Annotated in this window: 19 protein-coding genes; 16 read left to right on the forward strand and 3 right to left on the reverse strand. The window is 34.1% G+C overall.

What is annotated here, in order from left to right:
• The first annotated feature begins 26 nt into the window (after window positions 1-26).
• The 14 genes from gcvH to BUB82_RS08555 all read left to right on the forward strand — a co-directional run bounded on the left by gcvH (window position 27) and on the right by BUB82_RS08555 (window position 10274).
• Entirely contained in the window at window positions 27-404 is a 378-nt protein-coding gene (gene gcvH / locus BUB82_RS08490) for a glycine cleavage system protein GcvH (protein ID WP_073193191.1), read from the forward strand.
• Window positions 373-789, forward strand: a complete 417-nt coding sequence (locus tag BUB82_RS08495; RefSeq protein ID WP_073193192.1) for a VanZ family protein — start codon at window positions 373-375, stop codon at window positions 787-789. Before gcvH ends, BUB82_RS08495 begins: the two co-directional genes overlap by 32 nt.
• A 42-nt stretch (window positions 790-831) precedes the next feature.
• A complete protein-coding gene (locus BUB82_RS08500; RefSeq protein WP_073193193.1) occupies window positions 832-1542 on the forward strand; it encodes an energy transducer TonB in 711 nt (236 codons plus the stop codon).
• 309 nt (window positions 1543-1851) lie between these two features.
• Entirely contained in the window at window positions 1852-3909 is a 2058-nt protein-coding gene (locus BUB82_RS08505) for a gliding motility protein RemB (RefSeq protein ID WP_234949777.1), read from the forward strand.
• Between the two features lie 88 nt (window positions 3910-3997).
• The gene (gene cyoE / locus BUB82_RS08510; protein WP_073193195.1) at window positions 3998-4909 is read left to right on the forward strand and encodes a heme o synthase; all 912 of its coding nucleotides are present in this window, start codon (window positions 3998-4000) and stop codon (window positions 4907-4909) included.
• Window positions 4894-5469, forward strand: coding sequence for a cytochrome c oxidase subunit 3 (locus tag BUB82_RS08515; protein WP_073193196.1), 576 nt, complete (start codon window positions 4894-4896; stop codon window positions 5467-5469). Before cyoE ends, BUB82_RS08515 begins: the two co-directional genes overlap by 16 nt.
• A gap of 42 nt (window positions 5470-5511) precedes the next feature.
• Complete coding sequence (locus BUB82_RS08520) at window positions 5512-6498, forward strand: cytochrome c oxidase subunit 3 (protein ID WP_073193197.1); 987 nt, start codon at window positions 5512-5514, stop codon at window positions 6496-6498.
• A 10-nt stretch (window positions 6499-6508) separates the two neighbouring features.
• Complete coding sequence (locus BUB82_RS08525; protein ID WP_073193272.1) at window positions 6509-6871, forward strand: cytochrome C oxidase subunit IV family protein; 363 nt, start codon at window positions 6509-6511, stop codon at window positions 6869-6871.
• Window positions 6872-6942: 71 nt separating this feature from the next.
• Window positions 6943-7581 (forward strand): hypothetical protein, encoded by a 639-nt coding sequence (locus BUB82_RS08530; protein WP_073193198.1) that lies wholly within the window; start codon window positions 6943-6945, stop codon window positions 7579-7581.
• Window positions 7581-8258 carry an SCO family protein gene (locus BUB82_RS08535; RefSeq protein WP_073193199.1) on the forward strand — a complete coding sequence of 226 codons (678 nt, stop codon included), beginning with the start codon at window positions 7581-7583 and terminating at the stop codon, window positions 8256-8258. The genes BUB82_RS08530 and BUB82_RS08535 overlap by 1 nt, the downstream gene beginning before the upstream one ends.
• On the forward strand, window positions 8255-8791 hold the full coding sequence (locus BUB82_RS08540; protein ID WP_073193200.1) for a DUF420 domain-containing protein: 537 nt from the start codon (window positions 8255-8257) through the stop codon (window positions 8789-8791). Before BUB82_RS08535 ends, BUB82_RS08540 begins: the two co-directional genes overlap by 4 nt.
• Before the next feature lie 7 nt (window positions 8792-8798).
• The gene (locus BUB82_RS08545) at window positions 8799-9029 is read left to right on the forward strand and encodes a hypothetical protein (RefSeq protein WP_073193201.1); all 231 of its coding nucleotides are present in this window, start codon (window positions 8799-8801) and stop codon (window positions 9027-9029) included.
• On the forward strand, window positions 9026-9382 hold the full coding sequence (locus BUB82_RS08550) for an arsenate reductase family protein (RefSeq protein WP_073193202.1): 357 nt from the start codon (window positions 9026-9028) through the stop codon (window positions 9380-9382). The genes BUB82_RS08545 and BUB82_RS08550 overlap by 4 nt, the downstream gene beginning before the upstream one ends.
• Entirely contained in the window at window positions 9372-10274 is a 903-nt protein-coding gene (locus BUB82_RS08555; protein ID WP_073193203.1) for a DMT family transporter, read from the forward strand. Before BUB82_RS08550 ends, BUB82_RS08555 begins: the two co-directional genes overlap by 11 nt.
• Here BUB82_RS08555 and BUB82_RS08560 read toward each other — a convergent pair whose 3' ends face one another.
• Genes BUB82_RS08560 through surE form a run of 3 tightly spaced genes read right to left on the reverse strand, consistent with a single transcriptional unit; the run spans window position 10275 to window position 11803 of the window.
• Complete coding sequence (locus BUB82_RS08560) at window positions 10275-10751, reverse strand: acyl-CoA thioesterase (RefSeq protein WP_073193204.1); 477 nt, start codon at window positions 10749-10751, stop codon at window positions 10275-10277.
• The gene (locus BUB82_RS08565) at window positions 10744-11031 is read right to left on the reverse strand and encodes a hypothetical protein (RefSeq protein ID WP_073193205.1); all 288 of its coding nucleotides are present in this window, start codon (window positions 11029-11031) and stop codon (window positions 10744-10746) included. Before BUB82_RS08565 ends, BUB82_RS08560 begins: the two co-directional genes overlap by 8 nt.
• Window positions 11024-11803, reverse strand: a complete 780-nt coding sequence (surE, locus tag BUB82_RS08570; protein ID WP_073193206.1) for a 5'/3'-nucleotidase SurE — start codon at window positions 11801-11803, stop codon at window positions 11024-11026. The genes BUB82_RS08565 and surE overlap by 8 nt, the downstream gene beginning before the upstream one ends.
• Window positions 11804-11965: 162 nt before the next feature.
• Between surE and BUB82_RS08575 the strand changes: the two genes are divergently transcribed.
• Both BUB82_RS08575 and BUB82_RS08580 read left to right on the forward strand, forming a co-directional pair.
• Window positions 11966-14101, forward strand: a complete 2136-nt coding sequence (locus BUB82_RS08575) for a carboxy terminal-processing peptidase (RefSeq protein ID WP_073193207.1) — start codon at window positions 11966-11968, stop codon at window positions 14099-14101.
• Between the two features lie 9 nt (window positions 14102-14110).
• Complete coding sequence (locus BUB82_RS08580) at window positions 14111-15190, forward strand: ABC transporter permease (RefSeq protein ID WP_073193208.1); 1080 nt, start codon at window positions 14111-14113, stop codon at window positions 15188-15190.
• Window positions 15191-15226: the final 36 nt, after the last annotated feature.

Genomic DNA, 15226 nt, shown 5'->3' on the forward strand with positions numbered 1-15226 from the left:
AAAATTAAAATAAAAAAGATAAAAAAATGAATTTACCAGAAGACTTAAAGTATACGAAAGACCATGAATGGATCAAAATTGATGGTGATACGATAACTGTTGGCATTACAGACTTTGCACAAAGTGAACTTGGCGATATTGTTTACGTTGAAGTAGAAACTGTTGATGAAACTCTAGATAAAGATGAAGTCTTTGGAACTGTAGAAGCCGTTAAAACAGTATCAGATTTATTTATCCCTGTTGATGGTGAAATAATCGAATTCAATGAAAGCCTTGAAGACGAACCTGAAAAGGTTAACGAAGATCCTTACGGCGATGGTTGGATGATTAAAGTAAAAGTAAGTGATGAATCGCAATTAGACGAGTTAATGGATGCAGAAGCTTACAAAGCTCATATCGGATAAAAAAATTAGTTTAGCTGTTGCCTTAACTATAAGTTTAGGAATAGCTATCCTATCTTTGGTAAGAATTAATAATATTCCTAGCATTAGTGCTGAAAATTCTGATAAGTTTTATCATGTCATTGCCTATTTCACACTAAGTGCAGCTTGGAATTTATTTTACCTAAATTCAGCCAAGAAAAACACTAAAATTAAGTTTATTTTAAGTATTTGTGCTTCAATTATACTTTTTGGCATTGTTATTGAAGTTCTTCAAGAACTTATAACTAGTTATAGAACTTTTGACCTCAAGGACATGCTTGCCAATTCTATAGGATGTGTTACAGCAGCTATAGTCTTTGCAGTCTTGTTAGAGAAATTAAAAATTAAATGGCTAAAATTTAATTAGTAAATTGAAAATTTATACTTTAGTAACCTCTAAAAATTAACTATGGAACCTAAAAAGAATCCTAAAAAAGATTTGAACAGAAAAAGCTTTCTTTTCTTTCAAATTGGTTTAGCACTTATGCTGGGGATCACGTTGTTCTTAATCGAGTGGAAAACATACGATAAAGAACAAATTGACACTGGCAAGGTAGATTTAAACATGCTTGAAGAAGAAGATGTCCCAATCACTGAAATTCAAGCGCCACCACCGCCGCCACCGCCGCCACCACCACCAGCACCACCCGTAATCGAGGTTGTTGATAATGAAGAAGAAGTTGAAGAGGTTGTTATTGAAGCAACAGATACAGACCAAGATGAAGTAGTTGAAGTTGAAGAAATTGAAGAAGTTGAAGAAGAGATTGGTGACGTGTCTTTTATGGTAATTGAGCAAGCCCCTATTTTTCCTGGCTGTGAAAATGCTAAAGACAAGAAAAAATGTATGAGTGAAAAAATCAAGGAGTTTGTAAATGATGAATTCAATACAGGTTTAGCTTCAGATTTAGGATTATCAGGAATCAATCGTGTATATGTCCAGTTTAAAATTAATAAAAACGGTGATATTGTTGAAGTCGGCGCTAGAGCACCACACCCAAGATTACAACGTGAAGGTGAACGTGTAATTAAAAAATTACCTAAAATGAAACCAGGTGAGCAACGTGGTCAAAAAGTAGGTGTTATATACTCATTACCGATTACTTTTCAAGTTAGAGATTAGTCTTAATCCATTATTTATATAATATAGCCTAGGCCTAAAACCTAGGCTTTTTTTTGTTTTTAAATTTGGTAATCATACCAAATATTCTATAAGATGAGACAAAAAGAAATTGAATTATAATTGTCTTAATCAAGGCAAAAAAATTAATCATAGCCTAAGCTACGTTTCATTTTTTTAACGAAGAGAAAGGCAATTAGAAACTATTTATTTATCTTATTTTATGGGATATTTGGTATAAGTAGAATTGTTATCTTTACCAACTAATTTTGACTTTCCATGAACCTGAATCGACTTATTTTAATTCTTGCTTTGAATGTAACTTTTCTAAGCAACGCTCAAAAAAAGCTTGAAACTTATCCTGTTTTCAAAAAATGCGAATCTAACCCGACTGAACAATGTTTTAGTAAAACATTCATCTCAAAATTAAAGCAAAACTATAAGCACCCGAAAGATTTAGACTCAACTCAAGCTGTAGAAGCTAAGCTCTTATTTGAAGTTGACACTGCTGGTGTATTTAAACCAATATTTATAAACACCTTAAATGTTAAAGTAAAAAATCAACTTGAGAAAGCTTTTGCAAATTTACCACAAATTCAACCTGCAACTTATAATGCAAAGCCTCGGTTTGTAAGGTTTAATATTACTGTCAAAGTTCCTTTTGAACTTAACGAAAGTCTAAAATTAGCTCAAACAAGTAATACAGTTAACAAAACTTCAACCGAGATTAAAACTAATCCGCTTCAACTAGAATACGATCGGTTAAAAAATCAAAAGTTTAATGATGAACAATTTGATAGTCACTTAAACATTCCGTTTTCTCATGAAGTTTATAATCGTTTCGACAAACAAATGAATTTGATTGGAACCAATAGTCATACGGCTTCAAAACCATTTTCATATGAAGAAGTTAAAACTTACTACAACTTTAAAGACAATGTAGAATCTTTGCGGTTTAAGACAGATACCTGGTTTGGAAAAAAATTCTTTAATGAAGACCTCGTTACCATTAAAGGAGACGATTACTGGTTCACGATTAACATTGGCGCTGATTTACAACTAGGAAAGGACTTTGACTCGAATAATAATTACACTTACAATAATACGCGAGCAGCCTTCATTCAAGGACAACTTGGTGAAAAAATTAATGTTTTTACAGCTATTTACGAAAGTCAAGGCCGTTTTGCAGATTACTTTAACCGTTATGCAGAATCGATTGGGCCTTACGATGGCAACCCTGCAACAGTACCGTCTAGAGGTATTGCTAAAACATTTGGTGAAAATGCGTATGACTACCCAATCGCTGAAGGCTATATCAGCTACAAGCCTAGTCAATATTTCAGATTTACACTCGGGCATGGTCAAAACTTTATCGGTGATGGATATAGATCTTTATTTATAAGTGACAATGCGTCTATTCATCCATACTTTAAAATTGAAACTAATGTTTGGAAACTAAAATACACCAATACTTGGCGTTCACTACGCGACATTAGAAGTGCTGTAAATGATAATGGCTCTTATCGTACTAAATTTATGGCAACTCACCATTTAAGCTACAATGTTACTAAACGCTTAAATCTTGGTCTTTTTGAGTCGGTCATTTGGGAAAACGATAATAATCGAGGGTTTGACTTTAACTACTTGAATCCAGTTATACTTTACCAAATGATTCAGTTTTCTACAGGTTCTGAAGGCGGTAATGCTTTGATTGGTCTTAGTTATAAATATAAGTGGACAGACCAAATTAATTCTTACGGACAGCTAATCATAGATGAGTTTGCAAGTGATGCTGTGTTTGGTGGCCAGCAAAGCTGGAAAAACAAGCTTGGCTACCAACTTGGTGTAAAATATTTTGATGCATTTAATGTTAAAGACTTAACACTTCAATTAGAGTATAATCAAGTAAGACCTTACACCTATTCACATAATACAGGCGTACTTAACTACGGTCACAACAACCAATCTTTAGCTCACCAGTGGGGCGCTAACTTTAGAGAGTTAATTGGTATTGCTAGGTATAGAAAAGATAGATGGTACGGTCATTCGAAGTTGATTTTTGGTAAACGCGGACTAGAAACCAATGATAATTTTGATCCTTATTTTGGTGGTAGTATTTTCGGCAATGAACGTGACCGTGCTTTTGAAAATAATGTTAAAATAGGTCAAGGCAATACCGTTAATATATTTATTGGTGAACTTGAGGTTGGCTACTTACTCAACCCTAAAACTAACTTAAAATTATATACCTCGCTTATTTATAGAGATTTTAAAGCTAGTACAAACACTTCAAAAGTTTTTGATAACACAACAACTTGGTTAAATTTCGGCTTTAGAACAGATTTATTCAATTGGTACTACGACCGTTAAAAGCATTCAAATTCTGTGTAAATATTAACGAACGTCTGAGGCATACATCTCTTATTTTCGTACTATCTTTGCAAAAAAGTTTAAAAGATTGTCAACTTCAATTAGCACACACACATCCTTACCAAATTTTGTAGCTGACTTCAAAAGTATAACGAAGTTTAGATTGGCTGTAAGTGTGGTTTTTTCTTCGGTTGCTGGCTATTTGCTTGGTGTTGATCAAATTAATTTGTGGCATATTGTTTATCTAGCTTTAGGTGGCTATGCTATGGTTGGTGCGTCTAATGCATTTAACCAAATCATCGAAAAAGACTTAGATGCTAAAATGGACCGAACTAAATCGAGACCATTACCAGCAGGTAGAATGTCTAAATCTTATGCATTTATTATTGCTTCAGTTTTAACTTTAATTGGTATTTACTTATTGTACATCATCAATCCAATTACGGCCATGTTTGGTGCAATTTCTATTTTTATATACACAAGCCTTTATACACCGCTTAAAACTAAAACGCCTCTAGCTGTATTTGTAGGCGCTATTCCTGGAGCAATTCCATTTATGCTTGGCTGGGTAGCTGCAAGTGGAAACTTTGGCATTGAGCCAGGAACCTTATTTATGATTCAGTTTTTTTGGCAATTCCCTCACTTTTGGGCCTTAGGCTGGTGGCTCTATGATGATTACAAAAAAGGTGGTTTTTTTATGCTTCCAACAGGTAAAAGAGATAAAGGTACCGCTGTACAAATAGTCTTATATACCATTTGGACAATTATTGTTTCTTTAATTCCAGTCTTAAATATCACTGGAGATTTTTATATCACGCCAATTTCTGCAATAATTATTTTTGCTTTAGGAATATATATGCTTTCAAAAGCAATTAAACTTTATAAGACCAAACAAGTTAAAGCCTCAAAGCAATTAATGCTAGCGAGCGTTACTTACATTACTTTAATTCAAATAGTTTACGTTGCCGATAAATATGTACGATCATGGATGGAGATTTAAATAATAAAAAACAAGTTAAAGCCAAAAAAATGATGCTATGGTTTGGCATCATCAGCATGTCAATGACATTTGCTGGCCTAACCAGTGCTTATGTTGTAAGCAAAAGCAGACCTGATTGGCTGTCTGAATATGCCTTACCGCAAATATTTTTATATAGCACCATTATTATTATTATCAGTAGTTTTACTTTTCATTTTGCTAAAACTGCAATTAAGAATAATAATCGAAGTCTCGCCAACAGTTTAATGCTTGTAACCTTAATTTTAGGTGCGCTATTCGTTTACATGCAATTTGCTGGATTTGATCAAATTATAGAAGATGGTTATCATTTTACAGGCGCAGCAAGTAATGTTCGTATGTCTTTTGTATATGTTTTAGTTGTTGCTCACTTAGCGCATATTCTCGGCGGACTAATCGTTCTTCTTGTTGTAATTTATAATCATTTTAGAAAAAAATATACAGCATCTAATATGCTTGGACTTGAGCTAGGCTTGAATTTCTGGCATTTTGTCGATGCCTTATGGGTTTACTTGTTTTTGTTTTTATATTTCTTTAAATAAAAACTTTTTTGTCTATTTTTGCACTAACTAATATTTAATTTTATGGAGTCTACAACTGTTGCTAAAACAGGAACCGAAGGTAAACTTTGGGGTGGCGGAGACAGCAAGCCACTTAAAGCAAGTTACGGCAAATTAATGATGTGGTTTTTTATCACATCAGATGCACTAACCTTTTCAGCATTTTTAGCCGCTTACGGTTTTTCAAGATTTAAGTTTATTAATGAGTGGCCAATTGCCGACGAAGTATTTAATCACTTCCCATTTTTACATGGTGTAGATGCACCGATGTATTATGTAGCCTTAATGACATTCATACTTATTTTTTCATCTGTAACTATGGTACTTGCAGTTGATGCTGGACATCACATGAAGAAAAACAAAGTAGTTACCTATATGGCACTCACCATTTTAGGTGGTATTGTATTCTTGGGTTCACAAGCTTGGGAATGGAAAAACTTTATTAAAGGTGAATATGGCGCTATAGAAACAAAAGGTGGTGATATACTTCAATTTGTCGATAATGATGGTCATCGGGTTTCAATTAATGATATTGCTGTTCCGCTAACTGAAATAGATCGAGAACATCAAGCCAATAATGGCATCTGGTATCAGTCAGGTAATGAACAACCAAGTGTGACTTTAGAGGAAATTAAGGCTGGCTTTATGCAAAAAAGCGAGTATTCAATTAGAACAATGCAACTAAATGAAGCAGGCGAAAAAACAATTTTAGATCGTACTGAAGCTGAAAAATACCTTAATAATCGTGTAACTAGAGTTGTTGAAGGCGCCAACCTTACTAGAAATGAATATGGCCCACAACTTTTTGCAGATTTCTTTTTCTTTATCACTGGTTTCCACGGTTTTCACGTCTTCTCAGGTGTCGTAATTTTAATCATCATATTTTTTAATGTACTGATAGGTACTTACGAGAAAAGAGGCTCATACGAAATGGTAGAAAAAGTTGGTCTTTATTGGCACTTTGTAGACCTTGTTTGGGTTTTCGTTTTCACATTCTTCTATCTTGTATAAAACATATATTATGGCAACAGATACAACACACAATAAATCATCAGCAACAAAAAGAATTTGGGAAGTCTTCATAATACTTTCTGTCTTAACTATTGTAGAGGTTATTTTAGGGATCATCAAACCTGAATTTTTAGTAGAAACTGACTTTGCAATCACATCGCTACTAAATTGGATTTTCATTATACTTACCATTTTCAAAGCCTATTACATCACATGGGCGTTTATGCACATGGAACATGAATCAGCAGGATTACGTAGAACAGTGGTTTGGACTGGGGTTTTTCTAATATGTTACTTAGTTGCAATTCTATTAATTGAAGGAGATTATATCCAAGATGTATATAGCAATGGATATATTAGCTGGGATTTCTAAATTATAGGTTAAAAATTAATACAAAAGGCGGTTTTAATCAACCGCCTTTTTTAGTTTTGTAAAAAATTGAGATGACTAAAAAGCGCCTTGTACTAGCTATACTTTTTATACTGCCTTTAGTGGCTTATCTTTTCTTTTCAAGCGGTATTAATAATTTTGCAAAACTTCCAAAATTAAAAAATAACATCTCAACCCTAGAGCAACTATCTGAAGGCTCGGCTGTTGATTTTGAAAAGAAAATTACCTTACTTTCATTCTTTGGAAAAGATTTCGATACAAAAAAAGTATATGCCTTCAATGTAAAAGAAAAAATATACGATCGTTATCATGAGTTTAAAGACTTTCAGGTTGTTTCAGTCATCACACCCGACCAAGTTCAAAAAATTAATGATTTTAAGGCCGAAATCGATAAAACCTCTAGCAGTAAAAATTGGAAATTCATAGTCCTTGAACCTGATAATATTAAAAAGCTGTTTAGAAGCTTAAATACAGATTTGAGCCTTGACCAAAATTTAGCAACTAATCTCATGTTTATCATAGATAAAAACTTAAGTCTTAGAGGACGAAGTGATGACGAAGATGAAGGCATTAAGTTCGGTTATGATATGAGTAACATTGCAGAAATTAGTGATAAATTTAATGATGATGTCAAAATCATTTTAGCAGAATACAGACTAGCACTAAAAAAATATAAAGCAGAACGTCAATAATGGGTAAAAAATATTCATACGTCGGTATTTCATTAATCGTACTTATTTTTGGAATTTGGGTTGTAAAAGAGTTTGGTAGCAGAAATTCAACTGAGTCACTCGCCTATCTAGAAATTAATGGAGAAAAGAAAAAGGTGCCTCAATTTGAGTTTATTAACCAAAATAAAGATACAATTTCCAACCAAACCTATGATGATAAGGTTTATGTCGTAGAATTCTTTTTTGCAACTTGCCCAACCATTTGCCCAATTATGACTAATAATTTGGTTGAAGTACAAAATGAATTTTATGGTAATTTAGATTTCGGCATTGCATCGTTTACCATTAATCCTGAAAATGACACGCCTGAAGTTTTAACTGATTATGCTGAAGAGTATAATATTAAACACGCCAATTGGCATTTACTAACAGGAAACCAAAATGATATTTACCAACTTGCTAACAAAGGTTTCAATATTTATGCAGCTGAAGATGAAAACGCACCAGGCGGTTTTGAGCACTCGGGTTATTTCGCTTTAGTAGACCAGGATGGCTACATCCGATGCCGTAAAGATGAATTTGGTAATCCAATCGTTTTTTATCGTGGCTCGGTACCTCATGACGCTCCTGATGGCGAAGGTGAAGAAGATCCGCAAATAGACATATTAATTGAAGACATTAAACTCTTATTAAAATGAAGACCATCTCTAAAATAGATAAAATAGCAATACCCACAATTATAACTTTATCAATTCTTGTCCCTATTGTAGTTGTTATCTTAATGCTTCTGCCTGAACGCACTAATTTATTTGGTGTAGATGTTGGCACATTTCCATTCTTCCATGCGGTTATCAATGGCTTAACTGCCATTCTTCTATTTGTAGGTTACAGGTTAATTAAGCAACAAAAAAAACAGTTACATCGCAATGTAATGATCACCGCTTTTTTGCTTTCAGCCGTATTTTTGGTAAGCTATGTGCTTTCTAAAATCAGTATAGATCCAGTTCCTTTTGGAGGTGACGGGATTATTAGGCCCATATATTTCTTCATCTTAATTTCGCATATTGTTTTATCAGGGATTATCATTCCACTTGTATTATTTACAATGTACCGTGGTTTAACAGGCGAATATGAAAAGCATAAAAAAATTGCCCGATGGACCTTCCCTATTTGGATGTATGTTGCCATTACAGGTGTGTTAGTTTATCTTTTTATGTATCCTTATTATTAAAAATGACATGATGAAAAAACGCGTTATCTATATTCTATTATTAATTTTTGTTCAAGCTGAAGCCTTTGCACAATGTTCAATGTGTAGAGCAGTACTAGAGTCTGAAGTAGACAATAGTGCTGCCGAAGGTATTAACAATGGCATTGTTTACCTGATGGCTTTCCCTTATATTTTAGTTGGTGGCGTATTATATTTCGTTTACCGAAGTCTCAAGAAAAAACAAAGCGCCGAATCATGAAAAAAGTGTTTTACCTTTCAACTTGTGATACTTGTAAAAAAATTATAGATAGCCTAAATCTCCCAAATGATTTAACCCAACAAGACATCAAAAAAAACAACATATCTTCTGCTGAACTTGAGTTTTTAAAAGAACAGGTCAACTCTTATAAAGATTTACTCAATAAACGCGCTAGAATTTATAAACAACTCGACCTTAAAAATCGTGAATTGAGCGAAGATGAGACAAAAGCGCTTATTCTAGAACATTACACCTTGCTTAAACGCCCTGTTTTTGTCTATGATGAAAAGGTTTTTATTGGAAACTCAAAAACGACCAAGACAGCTTTACAAGATTTTTTTAATGAGTCCTAGGGTTTTAGCTTTATTAGCTGCTTTTGGTGCAACTAGTATTTATGGCATAAACCATACCTTAGCTAAAGGCTTGATGCCAACTTATATTCAACCATTAGGCTTCATACTGCTTAGAGTAAGTGGCGCTGCAATTTTATTTTGGTTGATTGGCTTGTTCATTAAACCTGAAAAAATAGAACGTTCAGATTGGCCACGGTTAATTGCTTCAGCTGTATTTGGGATGGTTATTAATATGTTGTTTTTCTTTAAGGGTTTAAGTCTTTCTACACCTATAAATAGTTCGGTGATTGTGACTTTATCACCTATTTTAGTGTTTATTTTATCTGCCATATTAATTCGCGAAAAATTAACCATACTCAAATTAAGTGGTGCAATTATTGGCTTAGCTGGCGCTATAGCTTTAGTTGTTTTTGGAAAAGAAACCACAACTAATGCGCCTAATATTCCTTTAGGGAATACCTTAATTATTATTAATGCATTATCTTTTGGCCTTTATCTTATTGTTGTAAGACCTTTAACAGCAAAATATCACCCGTTTACATTGATGAAGTGGCTATTTTTAACCGCAGTAATTATCAATTTCCCAATTACCATTAGCGAGTTTACTGAAGTTGACTGGATCAATTTACCATTCTCAGCCATTTGGCGCATGAGCTTTGTTGTGGTAGGAACCACCTTTCTAACTTATTTACTAAATACCTATGCTTTAAGACAAGTTTCAGCATCTACTATTGGCGTATTTGTTTACCTACAACCTGTAATTGCCATTGCCTATGCCATAATATCTGGTGTCGATCAAATGACAGGACTCAAAGTATTATCTGCAGTTTTAGTTTTTCTTGGCGTATTTATGGTAACTAAAAACCCAGCACGAAAACGTGCCAGGTCTTGATTAACTTAAATCTTTAGGCACTTGTTGGTGTTTTCGAGTGTCTTCTTTGGTTAGCACTTTAAAGTCAGCTGTTTTATCCATAGCTTCAATACTTTGTAACATTTCATCTGGTAAACCTGTTAGTTTCCTAGATTTCATATCAATCCATGAACCCATCATTTCAGCTCTAGCACAATTCTTTCCATTTTGATTATAAAAATTATGTTCAAACTGAAAAAAACGACCATCCTTAGATAAACCTTTAAGCGCGATACTTACAGTAACTTGATCTTCAGGCATAATTTCTTTAAAATAGTAAATATGCTCGTAAAACACAATTGGTCCTAAGTTATGACTAATTAAAGCCTCATGAGTAAAACCATTTTGTATTAAAAACGCCATACGCGCATGACTCATCATGTTTTGATAAGCCGAGTTTGCCAAATGTCTGTTTGCATCTATATCACTCCAGCGTACGTCAAATTCTTTACTATACATAGTCAATTATTTTACTGATTAAAATTAAAATAGCGCTTAAGATTGTGGCTATTAAAACGCCTCTAGCGCGATAATCTTGCTTCTTTTTAATGAATACAAAAAAAGGTAAAAAATTAAGCACAGCACCTAAAGCAATCAGCTTGCCTATAAAGCCATCTTGATAGCTTAAACGCAAGGCAACCTCAATTTCATAGTCTGTAAACAAATAAACGTATAAATATAGTCCAGCAAGGTTGGCAATCACTCCTATTATAAAGCCTATTAAAATCTGTTTAATCATTTAATTTCCAATTATTTAATGTCTCCATTGCACGATGCGCTGTTAAATCAAATTGAACAGGTACAACCGACACGTAATTTTGTTCTAAGGCTTGAATATCGGTATTTTCACCTTTATCATTATTAATAAATTCTCCAGAAAGCCAATAATAATCTCGACCTTGCGGATTAGAGCGCTTATCAAACTGCTCTTGCCAATGTGCTTTAGCTTGACGGCAAACTTTAACGCCTTTAATTTCGCTGCTTTCAGCAACAGGAAAGTTAACATTTAAAACGCAACCTTCAGGTAAGCCATGTTCTAATACCTGTTGGGTAATACGCTTAACAAATTTTGTGGTGGGTTTAAAATCAGCTTTCATGCTATAATCAAGTAATGAAAACCCAATCGCAGGAATCCCTTCAATACCCGCTTCTACAGCTGCACTCATGGTTCCAGAATATATTACATTTACAGAAGCATTAGAGCCATGATTAATGCCGCTAACTAATAAATCTGGTTGACGGTCAAGTATTTCTTGGGTTCCAATTTTTACGCAGTCGGCCGGTGTTCCCGAACAACTATACTCTTTAATTTCAGAATATTTATCGATAGTCACAGGATCGCAATATAAATTATCGCTGATAGTTATTGCATGTCCCATGCCACTTTGTGGTCGATCGGGTGCGACAACAACAACCTCACCTAAAGTTTTCATTATAGAGATTAAATGCCGAATACCAGGTGCTGTAATTCCATCGTCATTGGTGACTAAAATGAGTGGTTTTTTGTTCATAACCTAAATTTTAGGTCAAAAGTAAAACTTTATAGGAGATTTAAGCCTGTTTATTAGGTTTAACAAATTATTAGTTGAATACGATTGATTTTACATTAATTTTAAATTTAAATTGAAGTCATTAAAGTTCAATTTTTTGTTTATTTGAAGATATTTTAAATTATGAAGAAAAACATATTTGTACTATTTGTCATTACTGTACTTTCTATCACATCGTGCAGTTTTACCACCAAGAAATTTGATAGCGATTCAGATAAAGATAAAGTGCTTATTGAACTGATCAGTTTTGTGATTAATCAAGGGCATTACGATATGAAAGCCATGGACGATGCTTTTTCAAAAGCCCTTTACAAAGATTTTATGGGTACGCTAGACCCAATGAAACGCTATTTCACCCAAAAGCAAATTAACGACTTAACAGCTTATAAAACTGAATTAGATGATGCCATAAAAGGCAAAGACATCTCTTTTTTTAACCAAGCCCACCAAGACTTACAAACTCAAATGAAGGTCACTGAAGACTTTTATGTTGAAATTTTAGATAAGCCTTTTGATTTTAGTAAAGATGAAAATATTTCAACAGACTATGATGAATTAAATTATGCTAAAAACAACCGAGAGCTTAAAGAGCGCTGGCGTAAACAACTGAAGTTTACAACTTTATCAAACTACACCGACTTAGTTGAAGAACAAGAACAACGCCAAAAAGATGAAGATGACTTTGAACCTAAGTCTTTAGATTCACTAGAAATTGAAGCGCGCGAACTAACTAGAAAATCGCTCAAAAATTTCTATTCAACCATGAGCGATTTAGAGCGTAAAGACTGGTTTGGTATTTATATCAACAGTATTGTAAGCCAATTTGATCCACACACGAATTACTTAGCACCGCAAGATAAAGAGCGTTTTGATATCTCAATGTCAGGAAAATTAGAAGGTATCGGTGCACGCTTACAAAAACAAACCAACAACATTAAAATTGTTGAAATTATTTCTGGTGGACCTGCTTGGAAAAACGGAAAGCTAGAAGTTGGTGATGTCATTCAAAAAGTCAAACAAGAAGACGAAGACCAAGCGGTAACAATTACAGGTATGCGACTCAGTGATGCCGTAGAGCTAATCAAAGGGCCAAAATCTACAGTGGTAACATTAACCGTTAAGAAAGTAGACGGTAAAATTGAAAATATTTCAATAGTTAGAGATGTTGTTGAAATTGAAGAAACCTACGCCAAAACTGCAGTGACTAAGAAAGAAAATCACAATTATGGCATCATCAATTTACCAAAATTTTATTTTGATGTTAATAATTACAAAAACAGAAATGCCGCATCTGATATAAAAAAAGAAATTGAGCGCCTTAACCAAGAAAATGTCGAAGGACTTATAATCGATTTAAGGAATAATGGTGGTGGTTCACTCTCAACAGTTGTTGATATTGCAGGCTTTTTTATTAAAAATGGGCCTGTTGTTCAAGTAAGAGATCGTAAAAACGATGTTGAAGTTTTAAAAGACACCGACCGTAATATATTGTGGAATAAACCCTTAGTTATTTTAGTCAATGAATTGTCAGCCTCAGCTTCTGAAATTTTAGCGGCAGCCATGCAAGATTACAAGCGAGCTATTATTATTGGGAGTAAGCAAACCTACGGTAAAGGCACTGTTCAAAATGTGGTTGACCTTAACCGTTGGATGAAAAATAGTACATTTGGTGATATGGGCGCTTTAAAAATTACCACACAAAAATTTTATCGAATTAATGGCGGCTCTACGCAGTTAAAAGGTGTCGAAAGCGATGTTCCTGTTCCAGACCGTTACTCATACATCGATATTGGAGAACGCGATTACGAAAACCCAATGCCATGGGATAAAATTGCAGCCGCTTCTTATTCAGCCTGGGATGGTTATAAAAATTACGATGAAGTCGTTAAAAATTCTACCAAGCGTTTAAATCAAAACAAAGTGCTTCAATTAATTGACGATAATGCAAAATGGATCAAGTCTCAAAGAGACATGAATACCTTTAGTTTAAATTATGAAATCTACAGAGCAGAACAAGACGACATGCGCCAACAGTCTAAACGCTTTGAAGAAATCAATGACTACTCTAATAATCTGGATTTTAAAGCCTTACCTTACGAAATGGCTAAATTTAAAAGCGACACGGCTTTAGCTGAAAAACGTAAGCGCTGGTACAAAAGCCTATCAAAAGATGCTTATGTAGAAGAAGCCATTCAAGTTTTAAGCGAACTTGAAACAAAGGTAAATTATAAAGTGGCCGAAAAGTCTGTAAAACCATAAACCGCTGTGGTGTGGTTAAATAAACATTCACAAACCTACTTGGCGCTCCAAAAATTCAAAAGAAATTTTTGGGGCGTTTCTAGTTTTGTTTATGTCGTTTTAATCAGTTTAGTTGCCATATTAGCCTACATTATTGCACCAGATAATTCGGTAAATGCTAACCAAATGGCTTTGAGTATACATTCTAAACCACCAGGATTTAAAGCAAAAGGTTTTTATAAAACAGCGGTTGTAAACGAAAATAGTACTTGGTTTTTAACAGGTAAATCAGCTTCAGCAGAATTTGTTCCTATTGAAAATTATCAACTCAAAAATGATAGTTTATTTTACAATACTTATGGTATTTCTCAAACTAAATTCGATCAGGTTATTCCGCTATCTGAGGTAAGTTCAAAAAACAATTCAATCATTCACAAGCAAACCTACTGGCTCGGCACTGATAAGTATGGCCGAGATTTATTAAGCCGTTTACTTATCGGAAGCCGAATATCCCTATCAATTGGATTTGTGGCTGTTTTTATTTCGCTTCTTATCGGCATCAGTTTAGGCGCTATTGCAGGTTATTTTGGTGGCAAAGTAGACCAAGCCATTATGTGGCTTATCAATGTTACTTGGTCTATACCAACACTTTTATTGGTTATTGCCATTACGCTTGTGTTAGGTAAGGGCTTTTGGCAGGTATTTATAGCAGTTGGACTCACCATGTGGGTAGAAGTGGCAAGAGTTGTCCGTGGACAATTTATCAGTTTAAAAAATGAGCAATATATTATCGCCGCTAAAACATTGGGCTTAGGCCATCGCAGCATCATGTTTAAACATATTTTACCCAATGCCATCGCGCCCGTTATCGTTATTTCAGCAGCTAATTTTGCAGCTGCTATTTTAATTGAAAGCGGTCTTAGTTTCTTAGGGATTGGTGCACAACCTCCTATTCCGAGCTGGGGTGCCATGATTAAAGATCACTACAGCTATATTATTGTTGGTAAAGCTTATTTAGCAATTATTCCTGGTTTAGCCATCATGTCGCTAGTTATGGCATTTATGCTTATCGGTAATGCACTTCGCGATGCTTTAGACGTTAAATCATAAAAAAATTATCATTTAATCAATTTTGGAATGATATTA

Origin of the sequence: Psychroflexus salarius, assembly GCF_900129035.1 — a bacterium.
GTDB classification, from domain to species: Bacteria; Bacteroidota; Bacteroidia; order Flavobacteriales; family Flavobacteriaceae; genus Psychroflexus; species Psychroflexus salarius.

Coding starts and splice junctions, on each gene's coding strand:
- BUB82_RS08500 (WP_073193193.1), top strand. CDS start 832: ATGGAACCTAAAAAGAATCCTAAAAAAGATTTGAACAGAAAAAGCTTT.
- BUB82_RS08555 (WP_073193203.1), top strand. CDS start 9,372: ATGAGTCCTAGGGTTTTAGCTTTATTAGCTGCTTTTGGTGCAACTAGT.
- BUB82_RS08540 (WP_073193200.1), top strand. CDS start 8,255: ATGAAGACCATCTCTAAAATAGATAAAATAGCAATACCCACAATTATA.
- BUB82_RS08495 (WP_073193192.1), top strand. CDS start 373: ATGCAGAAGCTTACAAAGCTCATATCGGATAAAAAAATTAGTTTAGCT.
- BUB82_RS08560 (WP_073193204.1), bottom strand. CDS start 10,751: ATGTATAGTAAAGAATTTGACGTACGCTGGAGTGATATAGATGCAAAC.
- BUB82_RS08565 (WP_073193205.1), bottom strand. CDS start 11,031: ATGATTAAACAGATTTTAATAGGCTTTATAATAGGAGTGATTGCCAAC.
- BUB82_RS08550 (WP_073193202.1), top strand. CDS start 9,026: ATGAAAAAAGTGTTTTACCTTTCAACTTGTGATACTTGTAAAAAAATT.
- surE (WP_073193206.1), bottom strand. CDS start 11,803: ATGAACAAAAAACCACTCATTTTAGTCACCAATGACGATGGAATTACA.
- BUB82_RS08530 (WP_073193198.1), top strand. CDS start 6,943: ATGACTAAAAAGCGCCTTGTACTAGCTATACTTTTTATACTGCCTTTA.
- BUB82_RS08535 (WP_073193199.1), top strand. CDS start 7,581: ATGGGTAAAAAATATTCATACGTCGGTATTTCATTAATCGTACTTATT.
- BUB82_RS08520 (WP_073193197.1), top strand. CDS start 5,512: ATGGAGTCTACAACTGTTGCTAAAACAGGAACCGAAGGTAAACTTTGG.
- gcvH (WP_073193191.1), top strand. CDS start 27: ATGAATTTACCAGAAGACTTAAAGTATACGAAAGACCATGAATGGATC.
- BUB82_RS08525 (WP_073193272.1), top strand. CDS start 6,509: ATGGCAACAGATACAACACACAATAAATCATCAGCAACAAAAAGAATT.
- BUB82_RS08575 (WP_073193207.1), top strand. CDS start 11,966: ATGAAGAAAAACATATTTGTACTATTTGTCATTACTGTACTTTCTATC.
- BUB82_RS08515 (WP_073193196.1), top strand. CDS start 4,894: ATGGATGGAGATTTAAATAATAAAAAACAAGTTAAAGCCAAAAAAATG.
- BUB82_RS08545 (WP_073193201.1), top strand. CDS start 8,799: ATGATGAAAAAACGCGTTATCTATATTCTATTATTAATTTTTGTTCAA.